We start from the raw sequence: 25,542 nt of genomic DNA on the forward strand, positions 1-25,542 counted from the left end.
TGGCCTCCGTGCGATAAACCGGGCAACAAGGAGAGTCCATGGCAGCAGCGAACAGGCGACAGGAAGCCCCGAAGCGAAACAGCAGCACCCCTGCGCGTGAAACCGAACGCGTCTACGGGACTGCGAAATGGGACTTGTCGAAATCGGACTGCGAGAAGGTGGAGCACCTGCTGCAGCAACTGCGTCTGCGCCGCGTGGCCGTGGAGCCCAAGTTCTCCGACGACGTCATCGTGTGGCCCTCCAGGAGCGCCGTGGCTGGCGGTGCAGAGATGGCGGCACTGAGCGCAATCAATCTCGGCAACGCGGCAGAGGCGCTCGGTCAAAGAGTGGAAGGTCGCGGCATTCCCCGGATGAAGCTCATCAAGCAGCTCGACGACGTGTCCGTGATGCAGGCCAACTCGTCCGCCCTGCTGGCGATGCGCCGCAACACGCCAGGGCTGCGGGTTGCACCTGCCGCATGGGCCTACCTCCAGTACATCCGGCCGCTGAGCGATGAATTGGATTCCAGCGCGATCCAGGTCGCGCCGGGGGCCAAGGTCAAGAGCTTCGAGTTGCATCTTGCGGACCCGCAGGGCAAGCCCGTGCCGGGCGTCCGGGTCAAGGCGCTCGTCGATTGGGACGGCGCGCATGTACCCGCGGTGACCGACAGCAAGGGAATCGCGAGCCTGGGAATTCCGGTGCTCTACCCGCGGGTGGAAATGATCCTGGTCGAGCCGGAACACACGCACTGGTCGGTCTTCATCAAGGGATTCGACCGGGTCGCGGCACCGAAGCGATTGAACGTGCAGGCCACGCCGCTGGTGCCCGACAGCTTCCAGCTGCTGGCGAACTACGCGCCATACGACCCCCAGGCCGGAGCGGGCGTGACGGTCGGCGTGATCGACAGCGGCGTCGGGCCGCATGCGGACATCGCCGTGGCGGGCGGCGGCTGTTTCGTCACTGGCGAGAATGCCGCGGATTTTCTCGACAACGGCATCGGGCACGGGACCCACGTCGCCGGCATCATCGCGGGCAAGAAAGCGGCCGCCACCGGCATCTATGGCCTTGCGCCGGCCTGCCGCCTGCTGGCCTACCGGGTCTGCCCGAAGACCGGCGAGCGCGGACGCGCGAAATCGACCGACATTGCCAGCGCGCTTGAACGCGCCATCAGTGACGGCTGCAACATCGTGAACATCAGCATGGGCAGCCTGGAGCCGATGCCGGAGATGCCGGACATCCTCCAGAAGGCGCGCGATGCCGGCGTTGTGGTGTTCGCGGCCACCGGCAACGACGGCCAGCCCCTGCTGCGCTACCCGGCCCGGTACAGCCACACACTGGCCGTCGGTGCGCTGGGGCGCGACGGGACATTTCCGGCCGATTGCCCCGAGAGCTTTCAGGAGAGCGAGATCCGCCGCAAGAAAGAGTTTGTCGCCGAGTTCTCGAACTATGGGCTTTCGACCGATTTCATCGGCCCCGGCGTGGCGGTGCTGTCGACGTTTCCGGGCGAAAAGTACGCAATGATGTCCGGCACCTCGATGGCCACGCCGTACTCCTCGGGCATGGCGGCCCGTCTGTTGTCAGGGAATTCGAAGCTGCTTAACATGCCTGACGGTCCTGAAAAGGCCGACGCCATCGTCAAGATGCTGTCTCAGACAGCGCAAAAGGTGGGTTGGCCAGCCGAATATGAAGGTTTTGGAGTTCTGAAGTGACAAGCGTCGTGTTGACCTACACAGGCAGCCCTGGCAAGAAGTTGTCGGCGCAAGCACGGCTGCGTCGCAGCGTGCCGGGCGCGGTGCTCACGCCAAAGACGAGCACCCTGGTGGAAGCCCAGCTCGACGAGGAGCAACTGGCGGCGCTCGAGCAGAACCCGGAATGGGCCGTGTCCCAGCCTAGCTTCGCGGAAATCCGCAAGCCTGTCTTCAATCTGAAAAACGCACGCGCCAAGCTCGCGAAATAGCCGCAAGGCGCCCACGGCCGCTGGTGGTCATGGAGTTTTTGGATAGGGAGCTTCATGTCCGATACAGACATCCAGGTCGTGAGCAATTCATGGGCCGGAATCCAGCGCGTCGCCGCAACGCCGAAGCCGCCTGAGTTCTTCAGGGGCCGTGAAGGCTACGCACCAGAGTTCTTCGGGGACGCCAACCGAGTGGAACTGCCGTCGATGGGCGACGCCATCTCCATGGACGACATCGCAAAGCTCGAAGACGGCTCCTTCGAGCTCAAGTACCAGCACTTCAGCACGGTGCAATGCATTTCCCGGCGCGTGCCGCTTTACTCGGCGTGCAACATCGACGGGTCGAAGTCGAAGAACGTTCCGCGTCACGACACCTGGAACTACGATGGCCGCATCAAGAAGGAATACCAGATGCTGCGGGAGGCCTACGGCCCCGAGCAGGACAAGAAATTTTCCCGCGGCCACATGACGCGCAGGCAGGACCCGAACTGGGGCTCGCTGGCAACGGCGCAGCGGGCCAACATCGACACCTTCTTTGCCACCAACGCCTGCCCGCAATGGCAGCCTTTCAACGATGGGCTGTGGGGCGATCTAGAGGACTACATCCTCGGCAATGCCCAGGGCGACGACAAGCGCATCAGCGTCTTCACGGGCCCGATCCTCCGGTCGGACGACCCGGAGAGATTCGGCATACAGATTCCGCGGGACTTCTGGAAGGTGGTGGCCTTCATCAGCGAGGCGACGGGCGAGCTGAGCGCCATCGCCTACCTGATGAGCCAGGGCACCTATCTCGATTCAGGAGTGGCGCGCGACCTCGAGGACTTCGAAACCTCGCAGCGTCCGCTCGCGTTCATCGAAGCAGAGACCGGGCTCAAGTTCGAAAGCCTCGAAGGGCGTGACGTGCTCGATGGCGTTGACATCGCGTTCGTCCAGCCCATCCGGCGCTACGCCGATACGAAGCTTCCGGCCTGACTGGTGCGAAGGCGCGGTCGATCAGCCGCGCAGGGATTCGATCAGGTCGATGTACTTCTGCTTGGCCTCGTCGGCGCTCGCACCCTTCTGGGCGGTCCATGCGTCCCACTTGGCGCGCGCGACGATGTCGCTGAAACTGGGCTTCTTGGCGGTGTTGTCGCCCTCGGTGGCTTGCTTGAAGAGGCCGTAGATCTTCAGCAGCGTCGGGTTGTCGGGGCGCTCGGCGAGCAGCTTGGAGTTGGCCTGGGCGGCTTCGAATTGGGCGTTGAGATCAGACATGGCGGTCGAATTGAAGAAAAGCGGAAACCGTGCATCTTAAATTGCGCGGTACCCGGTGGTACCAGATTCAGTCCTTCAGCCCCGCCCGCGCCAGCTCCACATCGAGCCGCTCCCGCGCATCGGCCGGCTTCAGCCCTGCAGCTCTTTCATATAGCCGCGTTGCCTCGCCCGTGCGCGATTCGCCGTGCAGCATCAGCTGCGCGCGGGCGTATTCCATCATTCCGGCGGCCGAATGGGGGTGCAGTTCGAGGCCGCGTTCGAACAGTTCGAGCGAGGTCTCGGCACGCACGCCGTAGGTCATGCGCCCGACCAGCGCACCGACCTTGTCGATCACCTCGGCGTGGAACGAAGCCAGCGCGAGGTGCGCGTCCGCGTGCCGCGGCTGCAGCTCGATCACGCGCTCCAGCGCTCCCTTGAGCTTGCTGCCCAGTCCCTGCGCCAGCGCACGCGCCACGCTGATGCCCTGGCTGTAGCGGCCCAGCGCGTAGGACTGCCAGTAGAGCGCCTGGCAGTTCTCGGGCTCGGCAGCGGCCTGCGCGCTCGCGCGCTCGATCACCTGGCGGAACATCGCGAGCCGCACGGCCTCGCGCGGTTCGACGTAGTTGGCGTAGATCGCGGTCGCCTGGTTGGCCAGCGCCAGCCCTTCGGCGCCCTGCAGCAGGCCGATAGCGGCGGCGCGTTCGAATTCGCCGCTGTGGTACAGCGCCCAGCCTTCGGCGAGCGCAGAGCTTTCGGGCGGCAGCGGCAGCTCGTGGCCGGCATGCAGGCGCGGCCAGTGGAGCAGCACGCTGCGGGCATCGAAACGGGGCACGTCGGCCCAGGGCAGGGGCGTCCAGGGGGCCGCGTCGGCGGTGGCAAGCGGGCTGGCAGACATCAGCGAGAGCGGTTTGAAATCGGGGTGGGGCATGGTTGCTAGACCGCCATATCGACCGGGGAAGCCGCGGCGCCGGCGCTGCTGCCGGCACCGCTGTTGCTGGAATCTTCGCCGTTGTAGGCATTGCTGAGTGTCAGCAGATGCCGCCGTTGTTCCCGCCCGAGGTAGGGCGCGAGCAGGTGCAGGGTGTGGTGGCCGCCGCGCATCAGCGCGCCCTGCGCATGCGCGGGCTCCAGCGCCTCGCGCGGGTTGCGCACGTATTCATAGCTGAGCCAGTAGGTCAGCACCACGACCATGCTCTGCGCGAGCGTGTCGACCTCGTGCGCGTCGATCTCGAGGTGCCCGGCGCGGCTCAGGCCGGCGATCAGCTGGCGGATGGCGCGTGCCTTGTTTTTCAGCACCAGCTGGAACTGGGTTTCCAGCCGCCGGTTCTTGCTGAGCAGGTCGTTGAGGTCGCGGTAGAGAAAGCGGTAGCGCCAGATCAGCTCGAACAGGCTGTGCATGAAGAACCACGCGTCCTCCACGTCGTGCACGCCTTCGCTCGCGTGCAGCAGTTCGTTGAGCTCGGTCTCGTAGGCTTCGTAGAGCTTGTTGATCAGCTCTTCCTTGGCCGGGTAGTGGTAGTACAGGTTGCCCGGACTGATGTTGAGTTCGCCCGCCACCAGGGTGGTCGAGACGTTCGGCTCCCCGAAGCGGTTGAACAGATCCAATGCGGCTTCGAGGATGCGTTGCGCCGTGCGGCGTGGCGCCTTCTTTGCCATGTCGGTGCCCCCGGTTGTCTCGTGGTCTCTTGGGGGCACTCTAGCGCATGTGCACCGCACCATGAACGGTGCGGGACATGTTTTGCCGCGCTGATTTTTTGTGCAGTGCCGCAATACCGACCGGTCGGCAGACGGCTCGGGCTGGCTCAGCCGGCTTTGCTGCGGCGCAAGGTTTTCTTGGCGGCCGGCGCGGCCGTCTTGCGGGCCGCGGTCTTGCGGGGAGCGGCGGCGGCGCCCTGCGGTTTCTTCAGCTGTGCTTCGAGCGCCTCGACGCGCGCCTGCAGCGCAGCCATGTCGGCGGCGCTGGGGATGCCGAGCTTTTCGAGGGCGCGCGCCACGCGTTCTTCAAAAATGTTCTCCAGCTTGCCCCACTGGCCCGCGGCCTTGGTGCCGAACTCGCTGGCGAAGCCGGCCATGCGTTGCTGGGCCTGGGACAGGGTTTCCTCGGCGGCCTGCTGGGTCTTCTTCTGCATGCCGGCGCCGTCCTTGACCAGCGCCTCGAAGGCCTTGCTGCCTTCCTGCTGCATCTTGGCGAAGGCGCCGAGCCCGGCAAGCCAGATCTGCTGGGCGGAATCCTTGATGCGGTCTGCGGCCTTGCCGTTGCTGTCGTCGTCCTGGGTAGCCATGCGAATGTTCCTTTGCAAACAACCGGCCGACTCTAGCCGTTCGACGTGCTTCCCATTAGAGCTTCGCGTCTATGAGGCCAAGCCTCCCCGGGAAGGCTCAGGGCGTTGCGCCCGCCGCGCGGCTCGCGTCGAGATGCGCCTTCGCGCGCTCGGCCAGCGCCATTTCACCGGGCGTGCCGGGCACATAGGCCTCGACCGGCAGCGGCCGCCCGTGCGAGTCGACCGAGACGAACACGATCAGGCATTCGGTGGTCTTTTCCATCGAGCCGCCCTTCATGTCGCCGCTGCGCACCTCGACCGAGATGTTCATGCTGGTGTTGCCGGTGTAGGCCAGGCGGGCCTCCACCTCGACGAGGTCGCCGATCATGATCGGCCGGTGAAAGCGGATGCTGCCGATGAAGGCGGTGACGCAATACCGTTTGGCCCAGCTGGTCGCGCAGGCGTAGCCGGCCTCGTCGATCCACTTCATGACCGTGCCGCCGTGGACCTTGCCACCGAAGTTGACGGTGCTGGGTTCGGCGAGAAAACGCAGGGTGATCGAAGACATGGGGCCGCCTTTTCGGATATGGCTATGGGGTGGGGAGCCGCGATTATGCGAGCGGGCGCACGCTTGCGGATGCCGCCCGTCGTCCGGGCATGCACGCTCAGTCAGTCGGCTGCTAGCTGCCGCTGAACAGCTGGGCCAGGGTGCGCCGCAGCCAGGCATTGCCCGGATCGGCATGAAAGCGCTCGTGCCAGTGCTGCTTCACCGCATAGGCCGGCAGCGTGAAGGGCGGCTCCAGCAGCTTCACCGGCTCCTGCGTGGCCAGCACCTTGCCGAGGATGCGCGGCACCACCACGATCAGCTCGGTGTGCGCCACGATGCGCGCCACGCTCAGGAAGCTCGACAGCCGCACCACCACGTCGCGCTTCAGGCCCAGCCGCGCGATGGTCGTGTCGACGATGGCGTGCCCGGTGCCCGAGGTCGACACCACCGCATGCGCCTCCGCCTCGAAGCGCTTGCGCGTGAGCTTCGCGCCGATGCGCGGATGGTTCTGCGCCGCCAGGCAGACGAAGTTCTGCATGAACAGCGTCTGCTGGTAGAAGCCCGCGTCCAGCTGCGGCATGAAGCCCACGGCCAGGTCGACCTCGCCGTCCTGCAGGCGGCGCCCGCTGATGGTCGAGATGATCTCGGTCTCGATATGCACCCCCGGCGCCGCGCGCCGCAGGTGGTCGAGCAGGCCGGGCAGCAGCACCACCTCGCTGATGTCGGTCATGCAGATGCGAAAGCGCCGCTGTGCCTGCGCGGGCTCGAAGCTGCTGCGGTTGCCCTGGGCCTGAGCCAGCTGGGCCAGCGCCTCGCGCAGGTTCGGATAGATGCGCTCGGCATGCGGTGTGGGCTGCATGCCCTGCGCGGTGCGGGTGAACAGGCGGTCGTCGAAGTGCGCGCGCAGCTTGTTCAGCGCGGTGCTGGCCGCGGCCTGCGCCATGCCCAGCCGCTCGGCCGCCTTCGAGACGTTGCCGGTCTTGTAGACCTCGTCGAACACGGCGAGCCATTCGAGATCGAGCTTGGACATCGGGGGCTCCTGCGTACGGTGAAAGGCACCATTATCGAAATTTCGAATTCCGTGTATTGGCTACCGGTCTTGAGGAAATAGTGGTGCGGCTCAACAATGCCGCCACGGAGACACCCACGCCATGAAACCCGCGCCTTCCAATGCGGCAGAACGCCGCGACTACTACGCCAGCATCCGCCCGCTGAATCTCACGCCGCTGTGGGAATCGCTGCACGCGCTGGTGCCGCGCGAACCGCAGACGCCCTGCGTGCCCGCGCTGTGGCGCTACGACGAGATCCGTCCGCTGCTGATGGAGTCGGCCGAGCTCATCACCGCCGAAGAGGCCGTGCGCCGCGTGCTGGTGCTCGAGAACCCCGCGCTGCCCGGCAACTCGTCGATCACGCAGTCGCTCTACGCGGGCCTGCAGCTCATCATGCCGGGCGAGGTGGCGCCTTCGCATCGCCACGTGCAGTCGGCGCTGCGCTTCATCGTCGACGGCAAGGGCGCCTACACCACGGTGGGCGGCGAACGCACCACCATGTACCCCGGCGACTTCATCATCACGCCCTCATGGGCCTGGCACGACCATGGCAACGAAGGCATCGGCGGCACAGTGGAGCCGGTGGTGTGGCTCGACGGACTCGACATTCCGATGCTGCGCTTCTTCGACGCCGGCTTCGCCGAGAACGACGACGCCAAGGTGCAGCACGTGTCGCGCCCCGAAGGCAACAGCCTCGCGCGCTTCGGCCACAACATGGTGCCGGTGCGGCACGACCACACATCGGCCACCTCGCCGATCTTCAACTACCCCTACGCACGCAGCCGCGAGGCGCTAGCGCAACTGCAGACGCAGGAAGCGCCCGACGCATGGCTGGGCCACAAGCTGCGCTACATCAACCCGCTGACGGGCGGCTCGCCGATGCCGACCATCTCGACCAACCTGCAACTGCTGCCAAAGGGCTTCGCGGGCAAGACGCACCGCGCGACCGATGGCGCGGTGTACAGCGTGGTCGAAGGCCACGGCACGGCCGAGATCGCCGGCCAGCGCTTCGAGTTCGGTCCGCGCGACACCTTCGTGGTGCCTTCGTGGGCGCCGCTTCGGCTGTCGTCGCAGGGCGAAGACACCGTGCTCTTCAGCTTTTCCGACCGCCCGGTGCAGCAGGCCATGGGCATCCTGCGCGAAGCCTTTCTCGAAGACGCCTGAAGCCCGGGCGACCCTTCTTTCTTTTTTTTGTTCGACCGTGTGCCGCCACGCGCGGCAGGAGCCTTCATGTCCTTCGTCTTCACGCCTCCTTCCATCGTCGGCCTGCCCATCGTGGGCTCCGACCAGCAGTTCCCCGTGCGCCGCGTCTACTGCGTCGGCCGCAACTACGCGGCCCATGCGCGCGAGATGGGTTTCGACCCCGACCGCGAACCGCCTTTCTTCTTCTGCAAGCCGAACGACGACGCTTCCGTGGTGCCGGTGTTCGACGGCAAAGGCGCGTCCATTCCCTACCCGCCGCTCACGAGCAACTACCACTACGAAGCCGAGCTGGTGGTCGCCATCGGCAAGGGCGGCAAGGACATTCCGGTCGACCAGGCCGCAAGCCACATCCACAGCTACGCCGTGGGCCTGGACATGACCCGCCGCGACCTGCAGATGAAGATGCGCGAGCAGGGCCGCCCGTGGGAAATCGGCAAGGCCTTCGACTTCTCCGCGCCCATCGCGCCGCTGCGCACGCTGGCCGACGTGGGCGAGATCAACGCCGGCGCCATCGTGCTCGAAGTCGACGGCCAGGTGCGCCAGAACAGCGACATCACGCACCTGATCTGGTCGGTGAACGAAGTCATCGCCAACCTGTCGACGCTGTTCACGCTGCAGCCCGGCGACCTGATCTTCACCGGCACACCCGAAGGCGTGGGCGCGGTGAAGCCCGGCCAGACGATCAAGGTGAGCATCGACCGCCTGCCGTCGCTGACCGTGCAAATCGACTGATCTTCTTCACCGCACAGGCTCGCCATGACCCCATCGAAGAACCCTCCCACCGTGCTGCTGGTCGGCGGCGGCATCGGCGGCATGGCCGCGGCGCTGGCGCTCGCGCGCCTGGGTGTTTCCATCGACCTGCTCGAACAGAGCGCCACCATCGGCGAGATCGGCGCCGGCCTGCAGCTAGGGCCCAATGCCTTCGCCGCGCTCGACGCGCTGGGCGTGGGCGAGGCGGTGCGGCGGGGCTCGGTGTTCACCGACAGGCTGGTGATGATGGACGCGGTCGATTGCGGCGAAGTGGCCTCGGTGCCGGTCGGCGAAGCCTTCCGCGCGCGCTTCAGGAATCCCTATGCGGTGAGCCACCGCGCTGACCTGCATGGCGCAATCCACGAGGCCGTGAAGCAGCATCCGCTGATCCGCTTCCACACCTCGGCGCAGGTCGAGGCTATCGATATGGGCGGTCAGGGCGTCACTGCCGTCACGAGCGATGGCCGGCAGTTCAAGGCAGACGCCATCGTCGGCTGCGACGGCGTGAAGTCGGTGGTGCGCAGCAAACTCATCGGCGATGCGCCGCGCGTGTCGGGCCACGTGGTCTACCGCGCCGTGGTGCCTGCGGCCGACATGCCGGCCGACTTGCGCTGGAACGCGCCCGTGGTCTGGGCCGGCCCCAACTGCCATCTGGTGCACTACCCGCTGCGCCATGGCGAGCAATACAACCTGGTCGTCACATTCCACAGCCGCGAGCAGGAGGAGTGGGGCGTGACCGACGGCAGCAAGGAAGAAGTGCTCTCGTACTTCGAGGGTGTGCATGCGCGCCCGCGCCAGCTGCTAGACCGTCCGACCTCGTGGCGCCGCTGGAGCACCGCCGACCGCGATCCGGTGGAGCGCTGGAGCGAGGGCCCGGCCACGCTGCTGGGCGATGCGGCGCATCCCATGATGCAGTACCTCGCGCAGGGCGCGTGCATGGCGCTCGAAGACGCGGTGACGCTCGGCGAGGCGGTGAAGGCCTGCGGCTTCGACATGACCGCCGCGTTCAAGCTCTATGAAGCTGCACGCATCGCCCGCACGGCGCGCGTGGTGCTGTCGGTGCGCGAGATGGGGCGGCTGTATCACGCCAAGGGCGTGGAGCGCCTTGTGCGCAACAGCCTGTGGATCGGCCGCTCGCCCGAGCGCTTCTACGATGCGGTCGAATGGCTCTACGCCTGGCGGCCCGAGCATTGCCTGGACGATGCCCCCGAGGCGCTGCGGCCATCTGCCGAAGCGGCCGCCATGGCCGCCGCGCTTTCGCTGCACTGACACCCGTTGCTTCCAACATTCATAACCATCGAGGCCCCAGGCCCAGGAGACAAGACATGAACTTTTCGCGAGCACTTCTGGCAGGCGTCCTCGCCTTGACGGCGGCGACAGGCGCCATGGCGCAAGCCGGCGACTTCCCCAACAAGCCCGTGACCCTCGTCACCCCCTTCGCGGCTGGCAGCGGCCCCGACGCGGTGCTGCGCCTGGTCTCCGACAAGCTCTCGCGCCTGTGGGGCCAGCGCGTGCTGATCGACAACAAGCCCGGTGGCGGCGGCTTCATCGCCATCGACCAGGCCCGCCGCGCCGCGCCCGACGGCTACACGCTGCTGCAGCTCGACAGCGAGCACATCGCCGCGCTGCCGCACCTGTACAAGTCGCGCAACTTCGTGACGCTGCAGCACTTCGACCCGGTGGCATCGCTCTTTCGCACGCCCTTCTTCGTGGCCGTGGGCACCGACTCGAAGTGGAAGAACATGAGCGACCTGATCGCCGCCGCCAAGGCCAACCCCGACGGCATCGTCTACGGCTCGTGGGGCGTGGGCAGCCCGGGCCACCTGGGCGCGCAGCAGCTCGAGGCGCTCACTGGCATCCACATGCGCCACGCGCCGTACCGCGAGGTGTCGCAGCTGTTCTCCAACGTGGGTGCGGGCGAGGTGCCTTGGAGCTTCGCGAGCATTCCGTCGAGCCAGGGCATCTACAAGGCCGGCAAGCTGCGCTACCTGGCCATCGCGGCGCCCAAGCGCATCCCGCAGATGCCCGACGTGCCGACCATGGCCGAGGCCGGCGGCCCGGCTTCGCTGGAGGTGAATTCGTTCGTGTCGCTGCTCGCGCCCAAGGGTGTGCCGGCAGCCATCAAGGCGAAGATCAATGCCGACGTGGCCAAGGTCATCGCCGACCCCGAGATCCGCGCCCGCTTCGACACCTTCGCCTTCGAGCCGCTGGCCCGGTCGCCAGAGGAAATCGAGCGCAATGCCGAGGCCAAGTCGAAGGTGTACGGCGAGCTGGTGCGCAGGGGCAACATCAGCCTCGAATAGCGGGGGGCGTGGCTTGCCCGGTGTCTTGCTCGACAGTTAAGCTGGCCCTCTTTGGTTTTTGACAACTTTTTCACACTTCTTTTCATGCAAGCCACCAAGAGAGCTCTCCTGATTGCCTGCGGTCTGGCGGCCGCCGCCACCGCGCTGCCGCTGAGCGCCAATGCAGAGAATGCCGCCTGGCCGACCAAGCCGATCCGCCTGCTCGTGGGCTTCCCGGGCGGCTCCACGCCCGACATCGCGGCGCGCACCATCGCCGAGCCGCTGTCGAAGGCGCTGGGCCAGCCGATCGTGGTCGACAACAAGGCCGGCGCCTCGGGCAACATCGCGGCCGACCAGGTGGCCAAGGCCACCGACGACCACACGCTGGGCATCGTCATCAACGGCAACCTCACGTCGTCGAAGATGCTGTACGCCAGGCTGCCGTACGACCCGGTGAAAGACTTCACCTACCTGTCGCTGATCGCGACCGCGCCGCTGGTGCTGGTGGCGCAGAACAACCTGCCCTCCGGCACCGCCTTCTTCGACGAGGGCCGCAAGGCCGGCGACAAGTGGAACTACGGCTCGGTGGGCATCGGCTCGGTCGGGCACCTGGGCATGGAACTGCTCAAGACCCGCGTGCCCGGCTTCAAGCCCGAGCACGTGCCCTACCAGGGCAACCCGCAGGTCATCACCGCGATGCTGGGCGACCAGGTGCAGATGGGCCTGATCCCGCCGGGCGTGGCCATGCCGCAGATCAGGGCCGGCAAGCTCAAGGCCATCGGCCTCACGGGCGGCCGCAGCGCGCTGGTGCCCGAGATCCCGCCGCTGTCGGAAGCTGGCGTGAAGGACTTCAATCTCGAAGTGTGGGTGGCGCTGCTCGGCCCGGCCAACCTGTCGAAGGCGGCGCAGGCGCGCATCAGCCGCGAACTCGAAGTGGTCATGAAGAACCCGGACGTGCGCCGCAAGCTCTTCGAGCAAGGCTGGCAGGCCGTGGGCACCTCGCCGGACGGGATGCGCACGCGCGTCAACGAAGAGGCGTCGATCATGACCAAGATCATTTCCGCACGCGGAATCAAGCTCCAGTGATGACTACGTCTCCCACAACATTGCATGAACCGGCGCGCGAGCTGCCGGTCTTCGGTGAATACGACGTGGTGGTGGTCGGCGGCGGCCCCGCCGGCATCGCTGCCGCCGTGAGCGCTGCACGCCACGGTGCCAACACGCTGCTGGTGGAGCGCTACGGCTTTCTCGGCGGCATGGGCACTGCCGGCGGCGTTACCAACTTCGCGGGCCTGTACGGCAAGCGCAAGGGCGAGATGACGCAGCTGGTGCACGGCGTGGTCGACGAGCTGATCGACCGCATCGCCGGCCTCAACGGCATGAACCAGCCGCAGAACGGCATGGGCGGGCGCATCTGCGTGCGCTCGTACGACACCTCGGCCTACAAGCTGGCCGCTGACCAGTTGCTCGACGCCGCGGGCGTGAAGCTGCTGTTCCATGCGTACGCGGCCGCGGTGATCCGCGAGGGCAGCCGCATCGCGGCGCTGGTGGTCGAGACCAAGTCGGGCCGCCAGGCCATTCGCGCCAACGCCTTCATCGACGCCAGCGGCGACGCCGACGTGGCGGCCTTTGCCGGCGTGCCCTTCGAGGTGGGCGACGGACACGGCAGCGGGCTGTTCCCGACCACCATGTTCCGCATCGGCCAGGTCGACGCGCCGGCCGCACTGGAAGCGGTGGGCGAGTTCAAGGCCATCAACGACTACATGGCGCGCACCGAGCAGCAGAAGCCGGGCGTCTACAAGTTTCCGCGCGAAGGCGCCATCCTGCGGCCCAACAAGGACCCGCGCGAATGGCGCGCCAACGTCACGCAGATCCGCAACGCCCAGGGCCGCGCGATGAACGGTGTCGATGCGCGCGAGCTCACCGAGGGCGAGCTCGAAGGCCGCCGCCAGATCAGCGAGTACTTCAAGTTCTTGAAGGCCGAGGTGCCGGGCTTCGCGCAGTCGTCCATCGTGGAGATCGCGCCGCAAGTCGGCATTCGCGAGACGCGGCGCATCCAGGGGCTCTACGCGCTCGGGCGCGAAGACATCCTGGGCTCGGCGAAGTTCGACGACAACATCGGCCTGAATGCCTGGCCGATGGAAATGCACGCAGACGGCCGCATCGAGTGGGCCTTTCCGCGCGACGAAGCCAACGCCTACAACCACCTGCCTTGGCGCATGCTGGTGCCGCAGACGCTCGACAACCTGCTGGTGGCCGGCCGCTGCGCATCGATGACGCACGAAGGCCAGTCGGCCGCGCGTGCGAGCGGTGGCTGCTTCGTCATGGGGCAGGCCGCGGGCACGGCGGCAGCGTCGCTGGGCAGCACGGCCTTCGCGAAGGTCGATGTGCCGGCCCTGCAGAAAAAGCTGGTCGCCGACGGCGCCGACCTCGACCGCTGAGCACGGTGGCGCGCTAGAGTCCGGGGCAAGATGAACTCGACCCCCGGACGAAACGTGAATCTTCTTTCGTTGTCGATCACCGCGCGCCGCGGCTTCCTGGCTCTTTCGTGCGCCGCGCTCGGCCTGATGCAGTGGGGCTGCGCCAGCACGCCCGAGGGCGAGCCCGTTCATGGCAAGGACGCGATGGTGAGCTTTCTCGCGAGCAAGGACGGCCGCAAGCTCGTCATTGCCGGCGAGAAGTACCACTACGTGTTCGACGGCGACCCGGGCGTGGCCACCATCCTGCGGTGGGAAGGGCGCACCAAGATCTCGCCCGCACTGGTCGGCGAGTTGAAGGTGGCGCGCAACCAGAGCCTCGAAGGCCAGTACGTGCTGATGGCCTTCGACACCGACCTGACGCCTGACGACCAGGCCTTCCTGATCCAGACCGGCTTCGCGAAGACCGAGGTGAAATACGGCGACCGCACCGGGCCGGCGCTGCGCTACTTCGGCAGCGTGAAGGGCCGCCGCTACGAGGCCGGCGTGCTGAAGCAGGACGAGGCGGTCGACTTCTCCCGGACGCAGTACCTCAAGTACGTGGAGCAGGAAACGGCCAGCGGCCCTGCCGACAAGGCCGCGCCGACGCCGCTGGCCCGCGCCGCCGACGGCTCGCTGGTGCTGGGCGGGGCGCCGTTGTCGGTGGTGCAGGGCGGCACTGACTACAGCTGCCGGGCCCGCTTCATGGACATCTGCTTCTTCAGATAGCAGCCGCTGACCGGCCCGCGACAGCCCGCGGGCGCGGCCTTTGCTATGGTCCAGGGTTGCTTTCTGCCCTGTTTTGACAGCCTTCCCCCGATGACCACCGATTCCGCTACCGCCGCCCACCTCGTCAACGAACTCGTCGCGCTCATGCAGCTCGAGCCACTGGGCGGCGACCGCTTCCTGGCCCAGAGCGAGGACATCGGCACGCCCGCCGTGTTCGGCGGCCAGGTGCTGGGCCAGTCGCTGATGGCCGCGAGCCTCACGGTGGGCGCCGAGCGCCCGGTGCATTCGATGCACGCCTACTTCCTGCTGCCGGGCGAACATGCCCCCATCGAGTACAGCGTCGACCGCGTGCGCGACGGCCGCAGCTTCACCACCCGCCACGTGGTGGCGCGCCAGCAGGAGCGCATCATTTTTGAAATGTCGGCCTCGTTCCAGACCGTGGACGAGGGCGTCGAGCACCAGTTCGACATGCCCGAGGTGGCCGGCCCCGAAGGCCTCGTCAGCGAGCTCGACCAGCGCATCGCCCTCGGCGACCGCCTGCCAGAGCCCTGGCGCTCCAAGGCAATACAGCCGCACGGCATCGAATACCGCCGCGTCGACCCTGAAGACCTGATGGCGCCGCTGCCGCGCCCGGCGGCGTCGCAAAGCGCCATCTGGATGCGCGCCATCGCGCCGCTGCCCGACGATCCGATGGTGCACCGCGCGCTGCTGGCCTATGCCTCCGACCACGGCCTGCTTCGCGCCGCGATGCTGCCGCATGGCCTGAGCTTCATGAGCGGCCAGGTGCGCCCCGCGAGCCTCGACCACGCGATGTGGTTCCACCGCGATTTCCGCATGGACGACTGGCTGCTGTACGTGCTCGATTCGCCCAGCGCGGGCGGCGCGCGCGGCCTGTGCCGCGGCAGCCTCTATGCGCGCGACGGCCGGCTCGTGGCTTCGGCCGCGCAGGAGGGCATGCTGCGCATCAGGAAGCCGGCGTAGTCACGACAGCGCAAGCCCGAAGCACAAGCTCTCATCACCATGAAAATCTTCTTCTCTCCCGCTTCCCCCTTCGTGCGCAAGTGCATGGTCGTGGCGCACGAGCTCGGCATTGCAGACCGCATCGAGAAGCTGCCCAGCGCGGCCGGCCCCGTGAAGCGCGACGCCACCATCATTCCGAAGAACCCGCTCGGGCAGGTGCCGACCTTCATCACCGACGACGGTCAGGTGCTGTTCGACAGCCGCGTGATCTGCGAGTACCTGAACGCCACGCAGTCGGGCAAGCTGTTTCCGGGAGACGGCGCCGCGCGCTGGGCACGCCTGACCGAACTGGCGCTGGCCGACGGCATGACTGGCGCCGCATTGCTCGCTCGCTACGAGAGCGTGTTGCGTCCCGAGGAGCTGCGCTGGGCCGACTGGACCGACGGTCAGCTCGCCAAGGTGCGTACCGGTCTCGAATGGCTCGAGACGGCAGCGCCTTCGTTCGGTGACCGTGTCGATATCGGCACCATCGCTTTTGGCTGCGCGTTGGGCTACATGGACTTCCGGTTTCCCGCAGTGGATTGGCGCGCTCAAGCGCCGAATAGCGCGAAGTGGTTCGAGGCGTTCAACCAGCGTGCGTCGATGCAGGCGACGTTGCCCACTGCCTGAGTTCCGTTCGATTCAGGGCGCGATCACGCCGACGGCGTGCTCCGCTTCGCGAATGTCCCCCGGCCTTCGGCCTCCTCCTTTATTTCGCCGCGCAGAGCACACCATCGACGTGATCGTTGGACGCGGCGGTTGATCGGCCAGCACGACAGTTGCGCCTTGAACGCGCAGTTTTTCGCGAAGGTGTCAGGAATGTGCCAGCGGATGGTGAGCCATGTCATGAGGCGTTGATAAAACGCGGGCCTTGGAATCACAACAAGGGAGCTTGAATGGCCAACGAAAATATGGCGATGAGTGCCAGTGGGCGCGCAGAACTTCGCCGCCGCGAGGATGTGCGTCTCCAGTACTACAACGACATGGCAAACAACTGTACGTTTGGAGTGGGTGCTCTCGCGCACCTTGGTCCTTGCACTGCCGAGGAACTGGTTCGTCCGGTAACGGCGGCGCAAGTCGATGCCCAGTTGGCGACCCGACTGCACACGGCGGAGGCCGGCGTGCGGAGGCACGTGAATCGCCAGGCACTCACACAAGCCCAGTTCGATGCGCTGGTGAGCTACACCTTCAATCTTGGTGTCGCTGGCGCCCGGTCAGTGCTCGATGCTGCGAATCGGGGTTCCAATGCAGACGTTGTGACGCACATGAACAGCAACGTCTTTGTCCGTCCCCGCGATGCTCGCGGCCGCCGTCTTCGCGCTGTTCGTTCACAGGGCCTGGCAAACCGCCGGCGCGAGGAAACATCCCCATTTCAGCCCACACGATGAAACGCGTATTCGTTACCCTGCTGGCCGTCTTCGCAGTCTCGGGAGCATCCGCAGCCTCTCCTGCGAGATACGAGCCTGGTTTTCAGGAGGTATTGACCGCCTTGGCGCAACGCTCCGGGATATCCGAGGACGAGTTGCGTGGCCTTCTGTCTCGCTGCGAGGTAAGTCAATCAGCAATGAATATTTGTGCGTATCGAGATGTCGTTGCGGCCGACTTGAAACTGAAGCACGCCGTAGCCAGCAAGGTGCAGCAGTTGCCGGCCTGCAAGGAGCGGCTCGAAGCCAGGATCGCCCGTTGGGAAGTCGCGCGAGACCAGGGATGCAAACGCAGCGCGGCGAAGGACTATGGCGGTGGTTCGCTTGAGCGGACGGCGGAGTCCATGTGCGCTCAGCACGAAATCGTTCGGATGACGAAACAGGTTGAACGTCAACGCACCTGCAAGCAGTAAGCCTTTGGAGTTCAGCACAAGCGCCGCGTCCACGTGCGAATGGCACCGGGTGCTCCCCGCAGCGAAATAAAGGAGGAGGCCGCAGGCCGGGGGACATTCGCGGAGGGGAGTACCCGGTGTCATTCGCACTCGCCCTGAACAACAAGACAAGAGCCTGAATGGCAAGAGTCCCGATTCCTTGGCTAAATGCAGGCTCCGCATGAACCAAGGAATCCCGGATGTCTTCTGAAGAACAGAAAAAAGTAGCCATCGTCACCGCAGGTGGCAGCGGCATGGGCGCCGCAGCAGCACGCAAGCTCGCAGACGACGGCTTTCGTGTAGCCATCCTCTCGTCGTCGGGCAAGGGCGAGGCACTGGCTGCCGAGCTGGGTGGCATCGGCGTGACCGGCTCGAACCAGTCGAACGACGACCTGAAGCGGCTCGTAGACAAGGTCGTTGCCCAGTGGGGCCGCGTCGACGTGCTGGTCAACAGCGCCGGCCACGGCCCTCGCGCACCCATCCTCGACATCACCGACGAAGACTGGCACCGCGGCATGGACGTCTATCTGCTGAGCGCGGTGCGCCCCGCGCGCCTCGTTGCGCCGCTCATGGTGAAGCAGGGCGGCGGCTCCATCATCAACATTTCCACCTTCGCCGCCTTCGAGCCCGACCCGGTGTTCCCCACATCGGGCGTGTTCCGCGCGGGCCTCGCAGCCTTCACCAAACTCTTTGCCGACAAGTACGCGGCCGACAACGTGCGCATGAACAACGTGCTGCCGGGCTTCATCGACAGCCTGCCCGAGAAGGCCGAATTCCGCGGCCGCATTCCCATGGGCCGCTACGGCAAGAGCAGCGAGATCGCGGCCGTCATCGGCTTCCTCGCGTCGGAAGGCGCGGGCTACATCACCGGGCAGAACCTGCGCGTGGACGGCGGCATCACGCGCTCGGTGTGAAGCCCGGCGGCCGGCGACAGGCCGCTCTCTACAATCTCGCCCATGTGCCCGAGGATGCCCCGCTTTCCCATTCGCCGCCGGCAGTCGGGTTGCTCGCGGCCGACGCCTCCTTGACGCGAGCGCAGTGATGCGCGGCGGCTTCGGCCGACGCGACGCGCACGGGTCGCACGCCGGCCCTTGTCCTGCCATCTCCCGCACCGCCTTGCCGGTGGCATGCGGGCTGCTTTTCTTTTTCCATGTCTTCTTCCCACAGTCGCCTGCGCACCGAGTGGTGCCCCAGCATTCCCCGCGAGCTCATGGCTGGTGCCGTCGCCACCTTCGCTCTCATTCCCGAAGTCATCGCTTTCTCTTTTGTAGCCGGCGTCGATCCGGCGGTCGGCCTGTTCGCTTCCTTCGTCATCGGCATCGTCATAGCCTTCGCCGGCGGCCGGCCGGCCATGGTGTCGGCCGCGGCCGGCTCTGTGGCCCTGGTGGCCGCGCCGCTGGTGCATGCGCACGGCCTGCCGTACCTGCTGGCTGCCGGCGTGCTCGCCGGTGCAATGCAGATCGTGTTCGGCCTGCTGCGCCTGGGTGTGCTGATGCGCTTCGTCTCGTCGTCCGTGCGTACCGGCTTCGTCAACGCACTCGCCATCCTGATCTTCGCGGCGCAGATGCCGCATTTCATCGGTGCCAACACCGCGACCTGGGCCATGGTCGGGCTCGGGCTGGCCGTCATCTATTTGCTGCCGCGCATCACAACGATCGTGCCTTCGCCACTGGTGTGCATCGTGGTGGTGACGTTGGTGGGCCACTGGCTGGGGCTGCCGCTGAAGACGGTGGCCGACCTCGGGCAACTGCCCGGCGCGCTGCCGGCGTTCGCGCTGCCCGACGTGCCGCTGACGCTCGAGACTTTGCGCATCATCGCGCTGCCGGGGTTCGCCATCGCGATGGTCGGGCTGCTCGAATCGATGATGACCGCCAGTGTGGTCGATGAGCTGACCGACACACCGAGCTCGAAGAACCGCGAGTGCAGCGGCCTCGGCGTGGCCAATGTCGCGGCCAGCTTCTTCGGCGGCATTGCGGGCTGCGGAATGATCGGCCAGACCGTGAGCAACGTGCGCTACGGCGGGCGCGGGCGGCTGTCCACGCTCTTCGCGGGCGCGTTCCTGCTGATCCTCATGGTGCTGCTCAAGCCCTGGCTGTCGCAGGTGCCTGTAGCGGCGCTGGTCGCGATCATGGTGATGGTGTCGGCCTCTACTTTCGACTGGGGCTCGCTGCGCACGCTGGTGCGGCATCCGCGCATGTCGAGCGCGGTGATGCTCGCCACGGTGGCCGTCACCGTGGCCACCGACAACCTTGCCGCGGGTGTGGCCACGGGCGTGATGCTCAGCGGCGTGTTCTTCACATTCAAGGTGGCGCGGCTGCTGCATGTCCATGCAGCGCAGGACGCCGACGGCGCGCGCGTCTACCGCGTCACCGGCCAGGTGTTCTTCGCTTCCGCCGACATGCTGGTCGACGCCTTCGACGTGCGCGAGATCGACGGTGCAGCGGTGCGCATCGACGTGTCGCAAGCACATTTCTGGGACGTGACCGCCGTGGCCGCGCTGAAGAAGGTGGTCGAGCGATTGCGCAAGCACGGCAGCGTGGTGGACGTGGCCGGCATGAACCAGGCCAGCCGCGACCTGGTGCTGCAGCTCGATACCGCGCCCGACTGAAAGGTCAAGCGGGCGCCGTGCCTTCCCGCGCGCTGCGGCTCGCGCACGCCACGGCACCGGTCAGCGCCTAGGCGATTTTCCCCATGAGCCGGATGGCGCGTTGGACCTAGACTTTCCATCCAGGTCCCGCCGGATGTCCGATGGGCCGGAAAGGCTGCTCATGAAAATCTCCGCACAGGCGCTGGAGAAATCGCACCGGACCGTCCAGTCCTACGAAGGTTCTGCCCGCGAGTACAACGCGATCGTGGCCGAACACCCGCTGCAGCCCGAAATCGCGGACGCGATGCGGCGGATGATGCAGTTCGTGCCCACCGGCGGCACCGTGCTCGAGATCGGCTCCGGTCCGGGGCGGGACGCCGACTTCATCGAGTCCCTGGGCGGGGTCGTCAGGCGCACCGATGCGGCACAGGCATTTCTCGACCTGCAGGCGGAGCGCGGCAAGAAGGGCGAACTGCTCGATGTCATCACGGATGCGCTGGGAGGGCCCTACAACGCCATCCTCGCGATGTGCGTGCTGATTCATGTCGATCGCGCGCAGATCGGCCCGATCTTGCGCAAGGTCTTCGACGCACTCGAGCCCGGCGGTGCCTTCCTGGTCTCCATGCGAGTCGGCGAAGGCGAGACGAATGGCGACTGTCACACCGTGTACTGGGCGAAAGACCTGTTCGCCGCGCAGCTTGGAGAGGCCGGCTTGCGCACGCATTGGGAGATGGAGCGCATCGGCCGCAACGAGGAAGCGTGGGTCTACTTCCTCGCGCTTCGTCCGCAATGAGACGCGGCGCCGTGAACGCCGTGAAGCCGCGCGAACCAGGGGGCGAACGGAGGCCCTACACGCCCAGGTAGCGCGTCCACAGCGACCGGTCGGCGTCCAGCGCAGCCGAGTCGCCCTGCCACACCACGCGCCCGCGTTCGAGGATCACATGGCGGTTGGCCAGCGGCAGCAGGCGCTGCACGTACTTGTCGACCACCAGGATCGCCTCGCCTTCGGCCTTGAGCGTGGCAATGCAGTGCCAGATCTCCTCGCGGATCACCGGGGCCAGCCCTTCGGTGGCTTCGTCGAGGATCAGCAGGCGCGGGTGCGTCGACAGCGCGCGGGCGATGGCCAGCATCTGCTGCTCGCCGCCCGAGAGCTGGTTGCCCGCGTTGGCCTTGCGCTCCGACAGGCGAGGGAACAGGCCGTACAGCGCGTCGAGCGTCCAGCGCGGCGCGCTGCCCGGACGCGGTCTTGCAAAGGCGCGCAGGTGCTCATCGACGCTGAGATTGGGAAACACATGCCGCCCTTCGGGCACGATGGCCACGCCGCGCCGCGCGATGGCGTCGGGCCGCATCGATTTGTTCGGGCCGCCAATGGCCGCGCCGCCGAAGTGCACGCTGCCGCGCATCGGCGAGAGCGTGCCGGTCAACACCTTCAGCAGCGTGCTCTTGCCCATGCCGTTGCGTCCGAGCAGCGCGAGCACTTCGCCGGGGCGGATGTCGAGGTCGATGCCGAACAGCACCTGGCTGGCGCCGTAGCCGGCTTCGATGGATTTCGCTTCGAGCAATGTGGATGCCGCACTCATGAATGGCCTTCTGCTTCCGTGCCGAGGTAGACGGCTTGTACGTCGGGGTGGCCCCGCACTTCGTCGGCCGTGCCGCTCATCAGCACCTTGCCCTGCACCAGCACGGTGAGCCGGTTGGCCAGGCGGAACACCGCGTCCATGTCGTGCTCGATCAGCAGGATGGCCATCGATGCGCGCAGCGATTCGATCAGCTCCACCATGCGCGCCGATTCGTCCGGGCCCATGCCGGCCATCGGCTCGTCGAGCAGCAGCAGCTTGGGCTCGGCCGCGAGCGCCAGCGCCACGTCGAGCGCGCGCTGCGCGCCGTGCGGCAGCGTGCCCGCGATGCGCTCGCGTTCGCTGCCGAGGCCGACGCGGTCCGCAAGCGCCACGGCGCGATCGACGAGGTCGCGTTCCTTCGCGCGCGGCGCCATGAAGCGCAGGCTGGTGCCCGCATGGGCCTGCGCTGCGAGCATCAGGTTGTCGTGCACGGTTTCTTTGGGGAACACGCGCGTCACCTGGAAGCAGCGCGACATGCCGGCGGCCACGCGCTGATGATCTTTCAGCTTCGTGATGTCGGCTTCGTCGAGCAGGATGCGGCCGGCATCGGCTTTCAGCAGGCCGGTGATCAGGTTCACCAGCGTGGTCTTGCCCGCCCCGTTCGGGCCGATCAGCGCATGCACTTCGCCGCGCTCCACGGTGAGGTTCACATGGTCGGTCGCCAGCAGTCCGCCGAAGCGCTTGACCAACCCTTCGATTCTGAAAAGGCTCATGGTGTCGTCTTACTCCCTCGCCCCTCCGGGGAGAGGGTTGGGGTGAGGGGCAAGCGGCGCTTGTAGAGGGCGGCAAGCCCTTTGGGTGCCCACAACGCAACAGCGATCAGCAACAACCCCAGCGGCATATGCCAATGCTCCGTGTGCTGCTTCAACGCCTCTTCGAGCAACAGCCAGACAACAGCGCCTACCGGCCCGCCCCAGCTGCGCCCCAGCCCGCCGATGACGACCATCACCAGCAGCGTGGCCGACTGCGTCCAGTGCATCGTCGCCGGACTCACGAATCCGTTGCCGCCCGCGAGCAGCGCACCGGCCAGCCCCGCGATGGCGCCTGCAATCGCGAACGCCACCAGCTGCAGCCGGAACACCGGATAGCCCAGCGCCCGCATGCGCGTCTCGTTGTCGCGGATGCCCATCAGCGCATGGCCGAAGCGCGATAGCGTCGCACGGTGCAGCCACCAGAGCGCGAGCGCCACGATCGCCAGCACCACCCAGTAGAAGTTGGCTTCATTGCCCAGGTCCAGCCCCGGCAGCAGCGTGGGTCGCGACATCAGCGTGTAGCCGTCGTCGCCGCCATAGCGGCGCAGCGACACCACCACGAAATACAGCATCTGCGCGAAGGCCAGCGTGGTCATGATGAAGTACACGCCGCGCGTGCGCAGCGCCACCGTGCCGATCAGCGCCGCGACGAGGCCGGCCACGAGCGCGGCCAGCGGCCACATCACCCACGCCGACATCACGCCCGCGTCGCTGAGCGCGACCACCGTGTACGCCCCCACGCCGATGAAGCCCGCGTGCCCCAGCGCCACCATGCCGCCGAAGCCGAGGATGAAGTTGAGGCTCGCCGCAGCCAGCGCCACGATGAGCACGCGCCGCACGAAGCCGATGTAGAACTCGAGCCCGAAGACAGGCGCGACCAGCGGAAACGCCGCGAGCAGCACGAAGAGCAGCCCGAGGCCGATGTAGCGTGAGGACTTCATGCGCGTGCCGAGAAAAGGCCCGAGGGCCGGAAGATGAGGACCACCACCATCAGCGCGTACATCGCGACTTCGGCGAACAGCGGCCCCAGGTCGGCTGCAGTAGCCGGCGGCAGCGTGGCACGCAGCAGCATCGGCACGAAGGCACGCCCCACGGTGTCGACCACGCCCACGAGCAGTGCAGCCACGAAGGCGCCGCGCACCGAACCGATGCCGCCAATCACCAGCACCACGAGCGCCGGAATCAGGATGGCCTCGCCCATGCCGACCTGCACCGCGACGATCGGGCCCATCAGCGCGCCCGCCAGCGCGGCCAGCGCCGCACCGAGCAGGAACACGCCGTTGAAGATGCGGCCCACGCGCACGCCCATCAGCTCGGCCATCGGCCGGTCGGAGGCGCCCGCGCGCACCCGCATGCCGATGCGCGTGTGGTTCACCAGCAGGTACAGCGCCAGCGCCACCAGCAGGCCACCGACGAGGATCACGAGGCGATAGGCCGGGTAGGGCAGGCCGTCCATCAGTTCGACCGGCCCCGAGAGCGCGGCCGGCGTCGGCGCCATCACCGGCGACGGGCCCCAGGCCATCGTCACGATGTCGTCGGCGACCAGGATCACGCCGAAGGTGGCCAGCACCTGCGCGAGGTGGTCGCGTGTGTAGAGGCGGCGCATCAGCAGCACTTCGAGCAGCAGCGCGACCACGACGGTGACCGCCACCGCGATGACGATGGCCGCCGCGAACGAACCGGTGCGCGTGTGCGCCTCGGCCGCCACATATGCGCCGGCCATGAAGAGCGAGCCATGCGCGAGGTTCAGCACGTCCATGATGCCGAACACCAGCGTGAGCCCCGCAGCCAGCAGGAACAGCATCAGCCCGTAGCCGAGGCCGTTGAGCAGCTGCTCGAGAACAAGAATTCCACTCATAGGATCACAAGGATTGCTCGCGTTTTCATTCGAGGAACACCGAGGAACCGGCTTTGCCGGGCCTCAGGTGTTGCCCCCGGTAGGGGGAAGGAGAAGCGACACGAAGTGCGCGAAGCCTGGGGGCGAGCCTATTTCAGGGGGCACTTGTCTGCGTAGCTGTCGCCGTAGTTCGTGAGAACCGTGTTGATCAGCTTGTTCGTGACCTTGCCCTGCGCATCCTTGCCGATCACGCGCAGGTAGAAGTTCTCGATGGGAAAGTGGTTGTTCGCGTACTTGAAGTTGCCGCGCGTCGATGCGTAGTTGGCCTTCTTCAGCGCGGCCACCACGGCTTCGCGGTTCTGCGCGTTGCCGCCGGACTGCTTCACGGCGGCGTCCATCGCGAGGATCGCGTCGTAGGCCTGCGCGGCGTACACCGACGGGTAGCGGCCGTTGTATTCCTTGCGGAACGCGGCCACGAAGGCCTTGTTGGCGGCGTTGTCGAGGTCGTGCGCCCAGTGCGAGGTGTTGAACAGGCCGAGCATCGGGTCGCCCACGGCGCCGATTACGTCCTCGTCGGCCGAGAAGCCGCTGGTCACGAGCGTGATGTCCTTCGACAGGCCCGCGCCCACGAACTGCTTGATGAAGTTGATGCCCATCGCGCCGGGCAGGAAGAAGTAAATGGAGTCGGGCTTGGCCGCGCGCAACTGCGCGAGCTCGGCGGCGTAGTCGATCTGGCCCAGCTTGGTGTAGAGCTCGTCGGCCACCTGGCCCTTGAACTGGCGCTTGAAGCCGCCAAGGGCATCCTTGCCGGCGGGGTAGTTGGGAGCGATCAGCACGATCTTCTTGAAGGCGCGGTCTTGCGCGAACTTGCCGGCGGCCTCGTGGAACTGGTCGTTCTGGTAGGCGGTGCCGAAGAAGTAGGCATTGCACTGCGCGCCGGCGAACTGGCTCGGGCCGGCGTTGGCCGAGAGGTACGGCACCTTGGCGTTGAACAGCGTCGGGCCCACGGCCAGCGCCACGTTGGAGCCGATGGGGCCGCTGAAGATATCGATCTTGTCGCGCTGGATCATGCGGTCGACCAACTGCTTGGCCTGGTCGGGGCTGCCGGCCATGTCGGCCTGCACGAATTCGACGTCCTGCCCGCCGAGCTTGCCGCCCAGCTGCTTGATGCCCAGCGCGAAGCCGTCGCGCGCCTCGGCGCCCAATGCCGCGAAGGGCCCCGAGATGTCGAGGGCCAGGCCCACCTTGACGGGTGCGGCAGCGGCCGACACCGCGGTACCGAGGGCTGCGCCGCACAGCAGCAGCGAAAGCAGGGTGCGCGGCAGCGCGGGCGACTTCGGGGGCAGGTGGCTCATGGGTTCTCCGGCAGGGAAAGATGAAACAACGCACCGGTACCGCCCCATGCGGCACCGGCGACATCAAACCGTTGATAGCTAAATACTTTAACTGTAAA

General features: G+C 66.8%; 29 protein-coding genes. 17 read left to right on the top strand and 12 right to left on the bottom strand.

The features are described 5' to 3' along the window. The first annotated feature begins 38 nt into the window (after positions 1-38). The 3 genes from ACN9MV_RS02145 to ACN9MV_RS02155 are packed head-to-tail and all read left to right on the top strand — an operon-like array spanning position 39 to position 2,905. A complete protein-coding gene (locus tag ACN9MV_RS02145; RefSeq protein ID WP_354337217.1) occupies positions 39-1,688 on the top strand; it encodes a S8 family peptidase in 1,650 nt (549 codons plus the stop codon). Positions 1,689-1,696: 8 nt separating this feature from the next. Next, entirely contained in the window at positions 1,697-1,936 is a 240-nt protein-coding gene (locus tag ACN9MV_RS02150) for a hypothetical protein (protein ID WP_143042575.1), read from the top strand. Between the two features lie 54 nt (positions 1,937-1,990). After that, positions 1,991-2,905: a DNA/RNA non-specific endonuclease gene (locus tag ACN9MV_RS02155; protein ID WP_426391168.1), complete on the top strand. Its 915-nt coding sequence runs from the start codon at positions 1,991-1,993 to the stop codon at positions 2,903-2,905. A gap of 21 nt (positions 2,906-2,926) precedes the next feature. Here ACN9MV_RS02155 and ACN9MV_RS02160 read toward each other — a convergent pair whose 3' ends face one another. The 6 genes from ACN9MV_RS02160 to ACN9MV_RS02185 all read right to left on the bottom strand — a co-directional run bounded on the left by ACN9MV_RS02160 (position 2,927) and on the right by ACN9MV_RS02185 (position 7,001). Next, positions 2,927-3,184, bottom strand: coding sequence for an acyl-CoA-binding protein (locus ACN9MV_RS02160; RefSeq protein ID WP_007835415.1), 258 nt, complete (start codon positions 3,182-3,184; stop codon positions 2,927-2,929). A gap of 67 nt (positions 3,185-3,251) precedes the next feature. Next, a complete protein-coding gene (locus tag ACN9MV_RS02165; protein ID WP_097200543.1) occupies positions 3,252-4,091 on the bottom strand; it encodes a hypothetical protein in 840 nt (279 codons plus the stop codon). Between the two features lie 5 nt (positions 4,092-4,096). Beyond that, positions 4,097-4,819, bottom strand: a complete 723-nt coding sequence (locus tag ACN9MV_RS02170) for a TetR/AcrR family transcriptional regulator (protein WP_093053744.1) — start codon at positions 4,817-4,819, stop codon at positions 4,097-4,099. Positions 4,820-4,965: 146 nt separating this feature from the next. Then, positions 4,966-5,445 carry a phasin family protein gene (locus ACN9MV_RS02175; RefSeq protein ID WP_307615997.1) on the bottom strand — a complete coding sequence of 160 codons (480 nt, stop codon included), beginning with the start codon at positions 5,443-5,445 and terminating at the stop codon, positions 4,966-4,968. A 97-nt stretch (positions 5,446-5,542) separates the two neighbouring features. Continuing rightward, on the bottom strand, positions 5,543-5,992 hold the full coding sequence (locus ACN9MV_RS02180; protein WP_093053749.1) for an acyl-CoA thioesterase: 450 nt from the start codon (positions 5,990-5,992) through the stop codon (positions 5,543-5,545). Between the two features lie 112 nt (positions 5,993-6,104). After that, complete coding sequence (locus tag ACN9MV_RS02185; RefSeq protein WP_093053751.1) at positions 6,105-7,001, bottom strand: LysR family transcriptional regulator; 897 nt, start codon at positions 6,999-7,001, stop codon at positions 6,105-6,107. Positions 7,002-7,122: 121 nt separating this feature from the next. Here ACN9MV_RS02185 and gtdA point away from each other — a divergent pair, with 121 nt between their 5' ends. The 9 genes from gtdA to ACN9MV_RS02230 all read left to right on the top strand — a co-directional run bounded on the left by gtdA (position 7,123) and on the right by ACN9MV_RS02230 (position 16,069). Further along, positions 7,123-8,184 carry a gentisate 1,2-dioxygenase gene (gene gtdA, locus ACN9MV_RS02190; RefSeq protein WP_426391172.1) on the top strand — a complete coding sequence of 354 codons (1,062 nt, stop codon included), beginning with the start codon at positions 7,123-7,125 and terminating at the stop codon, positions 8,182-8,184. 66 nt (positions 8,185-8,250) lie between these two features. Beyond that, positions 8,251-8,955 (top strand): fumarylacetoacetate hydrolase family protein, encoded by a 705-nt coding sequence (locus ACN9MV_RS02195; protein ID WP_354337210.1) that lies wholly within the window; start codon positions 8,251-8,253, stop codon positions 8,953-8,955. Between the two features lie 24 nt (positions 8,956-8,979). Further along, entirely contained in the window at positions 8,980-10,242 is a 1,263-nt protein-coding gene (locus tag ACN9MV_RS02200; protein WP_093076840.1) for a 3-hydroxybenzoate 6-monooxygenase, read from the top strand. 56 nt (positions 10,243-10,298) lie between these two features. Further along, positions 10,299-11,276 carry a Bug family tripartite tricarboxylate transporter substrate binding protein gene (locus ACN9MV_RS02205; protein ID WP_426391174.1) on the top strand — a complete coding sequence of 326 codons (978 nt, stop codon included), beginning with the start codon at positions 10,299-10,301 and terminating at the stop codon, positions 11,274-11,276. 84 nt (positions 11,277-11,360) lie between these two features. After that, positions 11,361-12,341 (top strand): Bug family tripartite tricarboxylate transporter substrate binding protein, encoded by a 981-nt coding sequence (locus ACN9MV_RS02210; RefSeq protein WP_426391175.1) that lies wholly within the window; start codon positions 11,361-11,363, stop codon positions 12,339-12,341. Further along, positions 12,341-13,696, top strand: a complete 1,356-nt coding sequence (locus tag ACN9MV_RS02215) for an FAD-dependent oxidoreductase (RefSeq protein ID WP_426391176.1) — start codon at positions 12,341-12,343, stop codon at positions 13,694-13,696. The genes ACN9MV_RS02210 and ACN9MV_RS02215 overlap by 1 nt, the downstream gene beginning before the upstream one ends. Before the next feature lie 54 nt (positions 13,697-13,750). After that, on the top strand, positions 13,751-14,440 hold the full coding sequence (locus ACN9MV_RS02220; protein ID WP_093076843.1) for a hypothetical protein: 690 nt from the start codon (positions 13,751-13,753) through the stop codon (positions 14,438-14,440). Between the two features lie 90 nt (positions 14,441-14,530). Beyond that, positions 14,531-15,421 carry an acyl-CoA thioesterase gene (locus ACN9MV_RS02225; protein ID WP_093175377.1) on the top strand — a complete coding sequence of 297 codons (891 nt, stop codon included), beginning with the start codon at positions 14,531-14,533 and terminating at the stop codon, positions 15,419-15,421. 39 nt (positions 15,422-15,460) lie between these two features. Next, the gene (locus ACN9MV_RS02230) at positions 15,461-16,069 is read left to right on the top strand and encodes a glutathione S-transferase (RefSeq protein WP_426391179.1); all 609 of its coding nucleotides are present in this window, start codon (positions 15,461-15,463) and stop codon (positions 16,067-16,069) included. A 23-nt stretch (positions 16,070-16,092) separates the two neighbouring features. Here the strand turns inward: ACN9MV_RS02230 and ACN9MV_RS02235 are convergent, their stop codons facing one another. Then, positions 16,093-16,287 (bottom strand): hypothetical protein, encoded by a 195-nt coding sequence (locus ACN9MV_RS02235; protein WP_426391181.1) that lies wholly within the window; start codon positions 16,285-16,287, stop codon positions 16,093-16,095. A 48-nt stretch (positions 16,288-16,335) separates the two neighbouring features. Here ACN9MV_RS02235 and ACN9MV_RS02240 point away from each other — a divergent pair, with 48 nt between their 5' ends. From ACN9MV_RS02240 to ACN9MV_RS02260, 5 genes are all read left to right on the top strand, one after another. Beyond that, complete coding sequence (locus ACN9MV_RS02240; RefSeq protein WP_093175371.1) at positions 16,336-16,827, top strand: glycoside hydrolase family protein; 492 nt, start codon at positions 16,336-16,338, stop codon at positions 16,825-16,827. After that, on the top strand, positions 16,824-17,276 hold the full coding sequence (locus tag ACN9MV_RS02245) for a lysozyme inhibitor LprI family protein (RefSeq protein ID WP_143047744.1): 453 nt from the start codon (positions 16,824-16,826) through the stop codon (positions 17,274-17,276). The genes ACN9MV_RS02240 and ACN9MV_RS02245 overlap by 4 nt, the downstream gene beginning before the upstream one ends. A 218-nt stretch (positions 17,277-17,494) precedes the next feature. Further along, positions 17,495-18,208: an SDR family oxidoreductase gene (locus ACN9MV_RS02250; protein WP_093076848.1), complete on the top strand. Its 714-nt coding sequence runs from the start codon at positions 17,495-17,497 to the stop codon at positions 18,206-18,208. Between the two features lie 236 nt (positions 18,209-18,444). Continuing rightward, positions 18,445-19,902 (top strand): SulP family inorganic anion transporter, encoded by a 1,458-nt coding sequence (locus tag ACN9MV_RS02255; RefSeq protein ID WP_426391182.1) that lies wholly within the window; start codon positions 18,445-18,447, stop codon positions 19,900-19,902. 133 nt (positions 19,903-20,035) lie between these two features. Beyond that, positions 20,036-20,674 carry a methyltransferase type 12 gene (locus tag ACN9MV_RS02260; RefSeq protein WP_426391183.1) on the top strand — a complete coding sequence of 213 codons (639 nt, stop codon included), beginning with the start codon at positions 20,036-20,038 and terminating at the stop codon, positions 20,672-20,674. Positions 20,675-20,729: 55 nt separating this feature from the next. Here ACN9MV_RS02260 and ACN9MV_RS02265 read toward each other — a convergent pair whose 3' ends face one another. From ACN9MV_RS02265 to ACN9MV_RS02285, 5 genes are all read right to left on the bottom strand, one after another. Continuing rightward, a complete protein-coding gene (locus ACN9MV_RS02265; protein WP_258351680.1) occupies positions 20,730-21,461 on the bottom strand; it encodes an ABC transporter ATP-binding protein in 732 nt (243 codons plus the stop codon). Then, positions 21,458-22,213 carry an ABC transporter ATP-binding protein gene (locus tag ACN9MV_RS02270; RefSeq protein ID WP_093053796.1) on the bottom strand — a complete coding sequence of 252 codons (756 nt, stop codon included), beginning with the start codon at positions 22,211-22,213 and terminating at the stop codon, positions 21,458-21,460. The genes ACN9MV_RS02265 and ACN9MV_RS02270 overlap by 4 nt, the downstream gene beginning before the upstream one ends. Beyond that, positions 22,210-23,193, bottom strand: a complete 984-nt coding sequence (locus ACN9MV_RS02275) for a branched-chain amino acid ABC transporter permease (protein WP_426391184.1) — start codon at positions 23,191-23,193, stop codon at positions 22,210-22,212. Before ACN9MV_RS02275 ends, ACN9MV_RS02270 begins: the two co-directional genes overlap by 4 nt. Continuing rightward, complete coding sequence (locus tag ACN9MV_RS02280; protein ID WP_093175361.1) at positions 23,190-24,110, bottom strand: branched-chain amino acid ABC transporter permease; 921 nt, start codon at positions 24,108-24,110, stop codon at positions 23,190-23,192. Before ACN9MV_RS02280 ends, ACN9MV_RS02275 begins: the two co-directional genes overlap by 4 nt. Positions 24,111-24,238: 128 nt before the next feature. Continuing rightward, positions 24,239-25,444, bottom strand: coding sequence for an ABC transporter substrate-binding protein (locus ACN9MV_RS02285; RefSeq protein WP_093053805.1), 1,206 nt, complete (start codon positions 25,442-25,444; stop codon positions 24,239-24,241). Between the last annotated feature and the right edge of the window lie 98 nt (positions 25,445-25,542).

It is taken from the genome of Variovorax sp. R-27 (assembly GCF_049913215.1).
Lineage (GTDB): Bacteria > Pseudomonadota > Gammaproteobacteria > Burkholderiales > Burkholderiaceae_C > Variovorax.

Excerpts from the sequence above, each read along its gene's own strand:
- ACN9MV_RS02265 (WP_258351680.1), bottom strand. The coding sequence starts at position 21,461 with ATGAGTGCGGCATCCACATTGCTCGAAGCGAAATCCATCGAAGCCGGC.
- ACN9MV_RS02170 (WP_093053744.1), bottom strand. The coding sequence starts at position 4,819 with ATGGCAAAGAAGGCGCCACGCCGCACGGCGCAACGCATCCTCGAAGCC.
- gtdA (WP_426391172.1), top strand. The coding sequence starts at position 7,123 with ATGAAACCCGCGCCTTCCAATGCGGCAGAACGCCGCGACTACTACGCC.
- ACN9MV_RS02260 (WP_426391183.1), top strand. The coding sequence starts at position 20,036 with ATGTCCGATGGGCCGGAAAGGCTGCTCATGAAAATCTCCGCACAGGCG.
- ACN9MV_RS02215 (WP_426391176.1), top strand. The coding sequence starts at position 12,341 with ATGACTACGTCTCCCACAACATTGCATGAACCGGCGCGCGAGCTGCCG.
- ACN9MV_RS02280 (WP_093175361.1), bottom strand. The coding sequence starts at position 24,110 with ATGAGTGGAATTCTTGTTCTCGAGCAGCTGCTCAACGGCCTCGGCTAC.
- ACN9MV_RS02245 (WP_143047744.1), top strand. The coding sequence starts at position 16,824 with ATGAAACGCGTATTCGTTACCCTGCTGGCCGTCTTCGCAGTCTCGGGA.
- ACN9MV_RS02195 (WP_354337210.1), top strand. The coding sequence starts at position 8,251 with ATGTCCTTCGTCTTCACGCCTCCTTCCATCGTCGGCCTGCCCATCGTG.
- ACN9MV_RS02160 (WP_007835415.1), bottom strand. The coding sequence starts at position 3,184 with ATGTCTGATCTCAACGCCCAATTCGAAGCCGCCCAGGCCAACTCCAAG.
- ACN9MV_RS02200 (WP_093076840.1), top strand. The coding sequence starts at position 8,980 with ATGACCCCATCGAAGAACCCTCCCACCGTGCTGCTGGTCGGCGGCGGC.
- ACN9MV_RS02235 (WP_426391181.1), bottom strand. The coding sequence starts at position 16,287 with ATGACATGGCTCACCATCCGCTGGCACATTCCTGACACCTTCGCGAAA.
- ACN9MV_RS02145 (WP_354337217.1), top strand. The coding sequence starts at position 39 with ATGGCAGCAGCGAACAGGCGACAGGAAGCCCCGAAGCGAAACAGCAGC.
- ACN9MV_RS02180 (WP_093053749.1), bottom strand. The coding sequence starts at position 5,992 with ATGTCTTCGATCACCCTGCGTTTTCTCGCCGAACCCAGCACCGTCAAC.
- ACN9MV_RS02185 (WP_093053751.1), bottom strand. The coding sequence starts at position 7,001 with ATGTCCAAGCTCGATCTCGAATGGCTCGCCGTGTTCGACGAGGTCTAC.
- ACN9MV_RS02155 (WP_426391168.1), top strand. The coding sequence starts at position 1,991 with ATGTCCGATACAGACATCCAGGTCGTGAGCAATTCATGGGCCGGAATC.
- ACN9MV_RS02230 (WP_426391179.1), top strand. The coding sequence starts at position 15,461 with ATGAAAATCTTCTTCTCTCCCGCTTCCCCCTTCGTGCGCAAGTGCATG.
- ACN9MV_RS02210 (WP_426391175.1), top strand. The coding sequence starts at position 11,361 with ATGCAAGCCACCAAGAGAGCTCTCCTGATTGCCTGCGGTCTGGCGGCC.
- ACN9MV_RS02165 (WP_097200543.1), bottom strand. The coding sequence starts at position 4,091 with ATGCCCCACCCCGATTTCAAACCGCTCTCGCTGATGTCTGCCAGCCCG.
- ACN9MV_RS02225 (WP_093175377.1), top strand. The coding sequence starts at position 14,531 with ATGACCACCGATTCCGCTACCGCCGCCCACCTCGTCAACGAACTCGTC.
- ACN9MV_RS02255 (WP_426391182.1), top strand. The coding sequence starts at position 18,445 with ATGTCTTCTTCCCACAGTCGCCTGCGCACCGAGTGGTGCCCCAGCATT.
- ACN9MV_RS02240 (WP_093175371.1), top strand. The coding sequence starts at position 16,336 with ATGGCCAACGAAAATATGGCGATGAGTGCCAGTGGGCGCGCAGAACTT.
- ACN9MV_RS02205 (WP_426391174.1), top strand. The coding sequence starts at position 10,299 with ATGAACTTTTCGCGAGCACTTCTGGCAGGCGTCCTCGCCTTGACGGCG.
- ACN9MV_RS02250 (WP_093076848.1), top strand. The coding sequence starts at position 17,495 with ATGTCTTCTGAAGAACAGAAAAAAGTAGCCATCGTCACCGCAGGTGGC.
- ACN9MV_RS02270 (WP_093053796.1), bottom strand. The coding sequence starts at position 22,213 with ATGAGCCTTTTCAGAATCGAAGGGTTGGTCAAGCGCTTCGGCGGACTG.
- ACN9MV_RS02175 (WP_307615997.1), bottom strand. The coding sequence starts at position 5,445 with ATGGCTACCCAGGACGACGACAGCAACGGCAAGGCCGCAGACCGCATC.
- ACN9MV_RS02285 (WP_093053805.1), bottom strand. The coding sequence starts at position 25,444 with ATGAGCCACCTGCCCCCGAAGTCGCCCGCGCTGCCGCGCACCCTGCTT.
- ACN9MV_RS02275 (WP_426391184.1), bottom strand. The coding sequence starts at position 23,193 with ATGAAGTCCTCACGCTACATCGGCCTCGGGCTGCTCTTCGTGCTGCTC.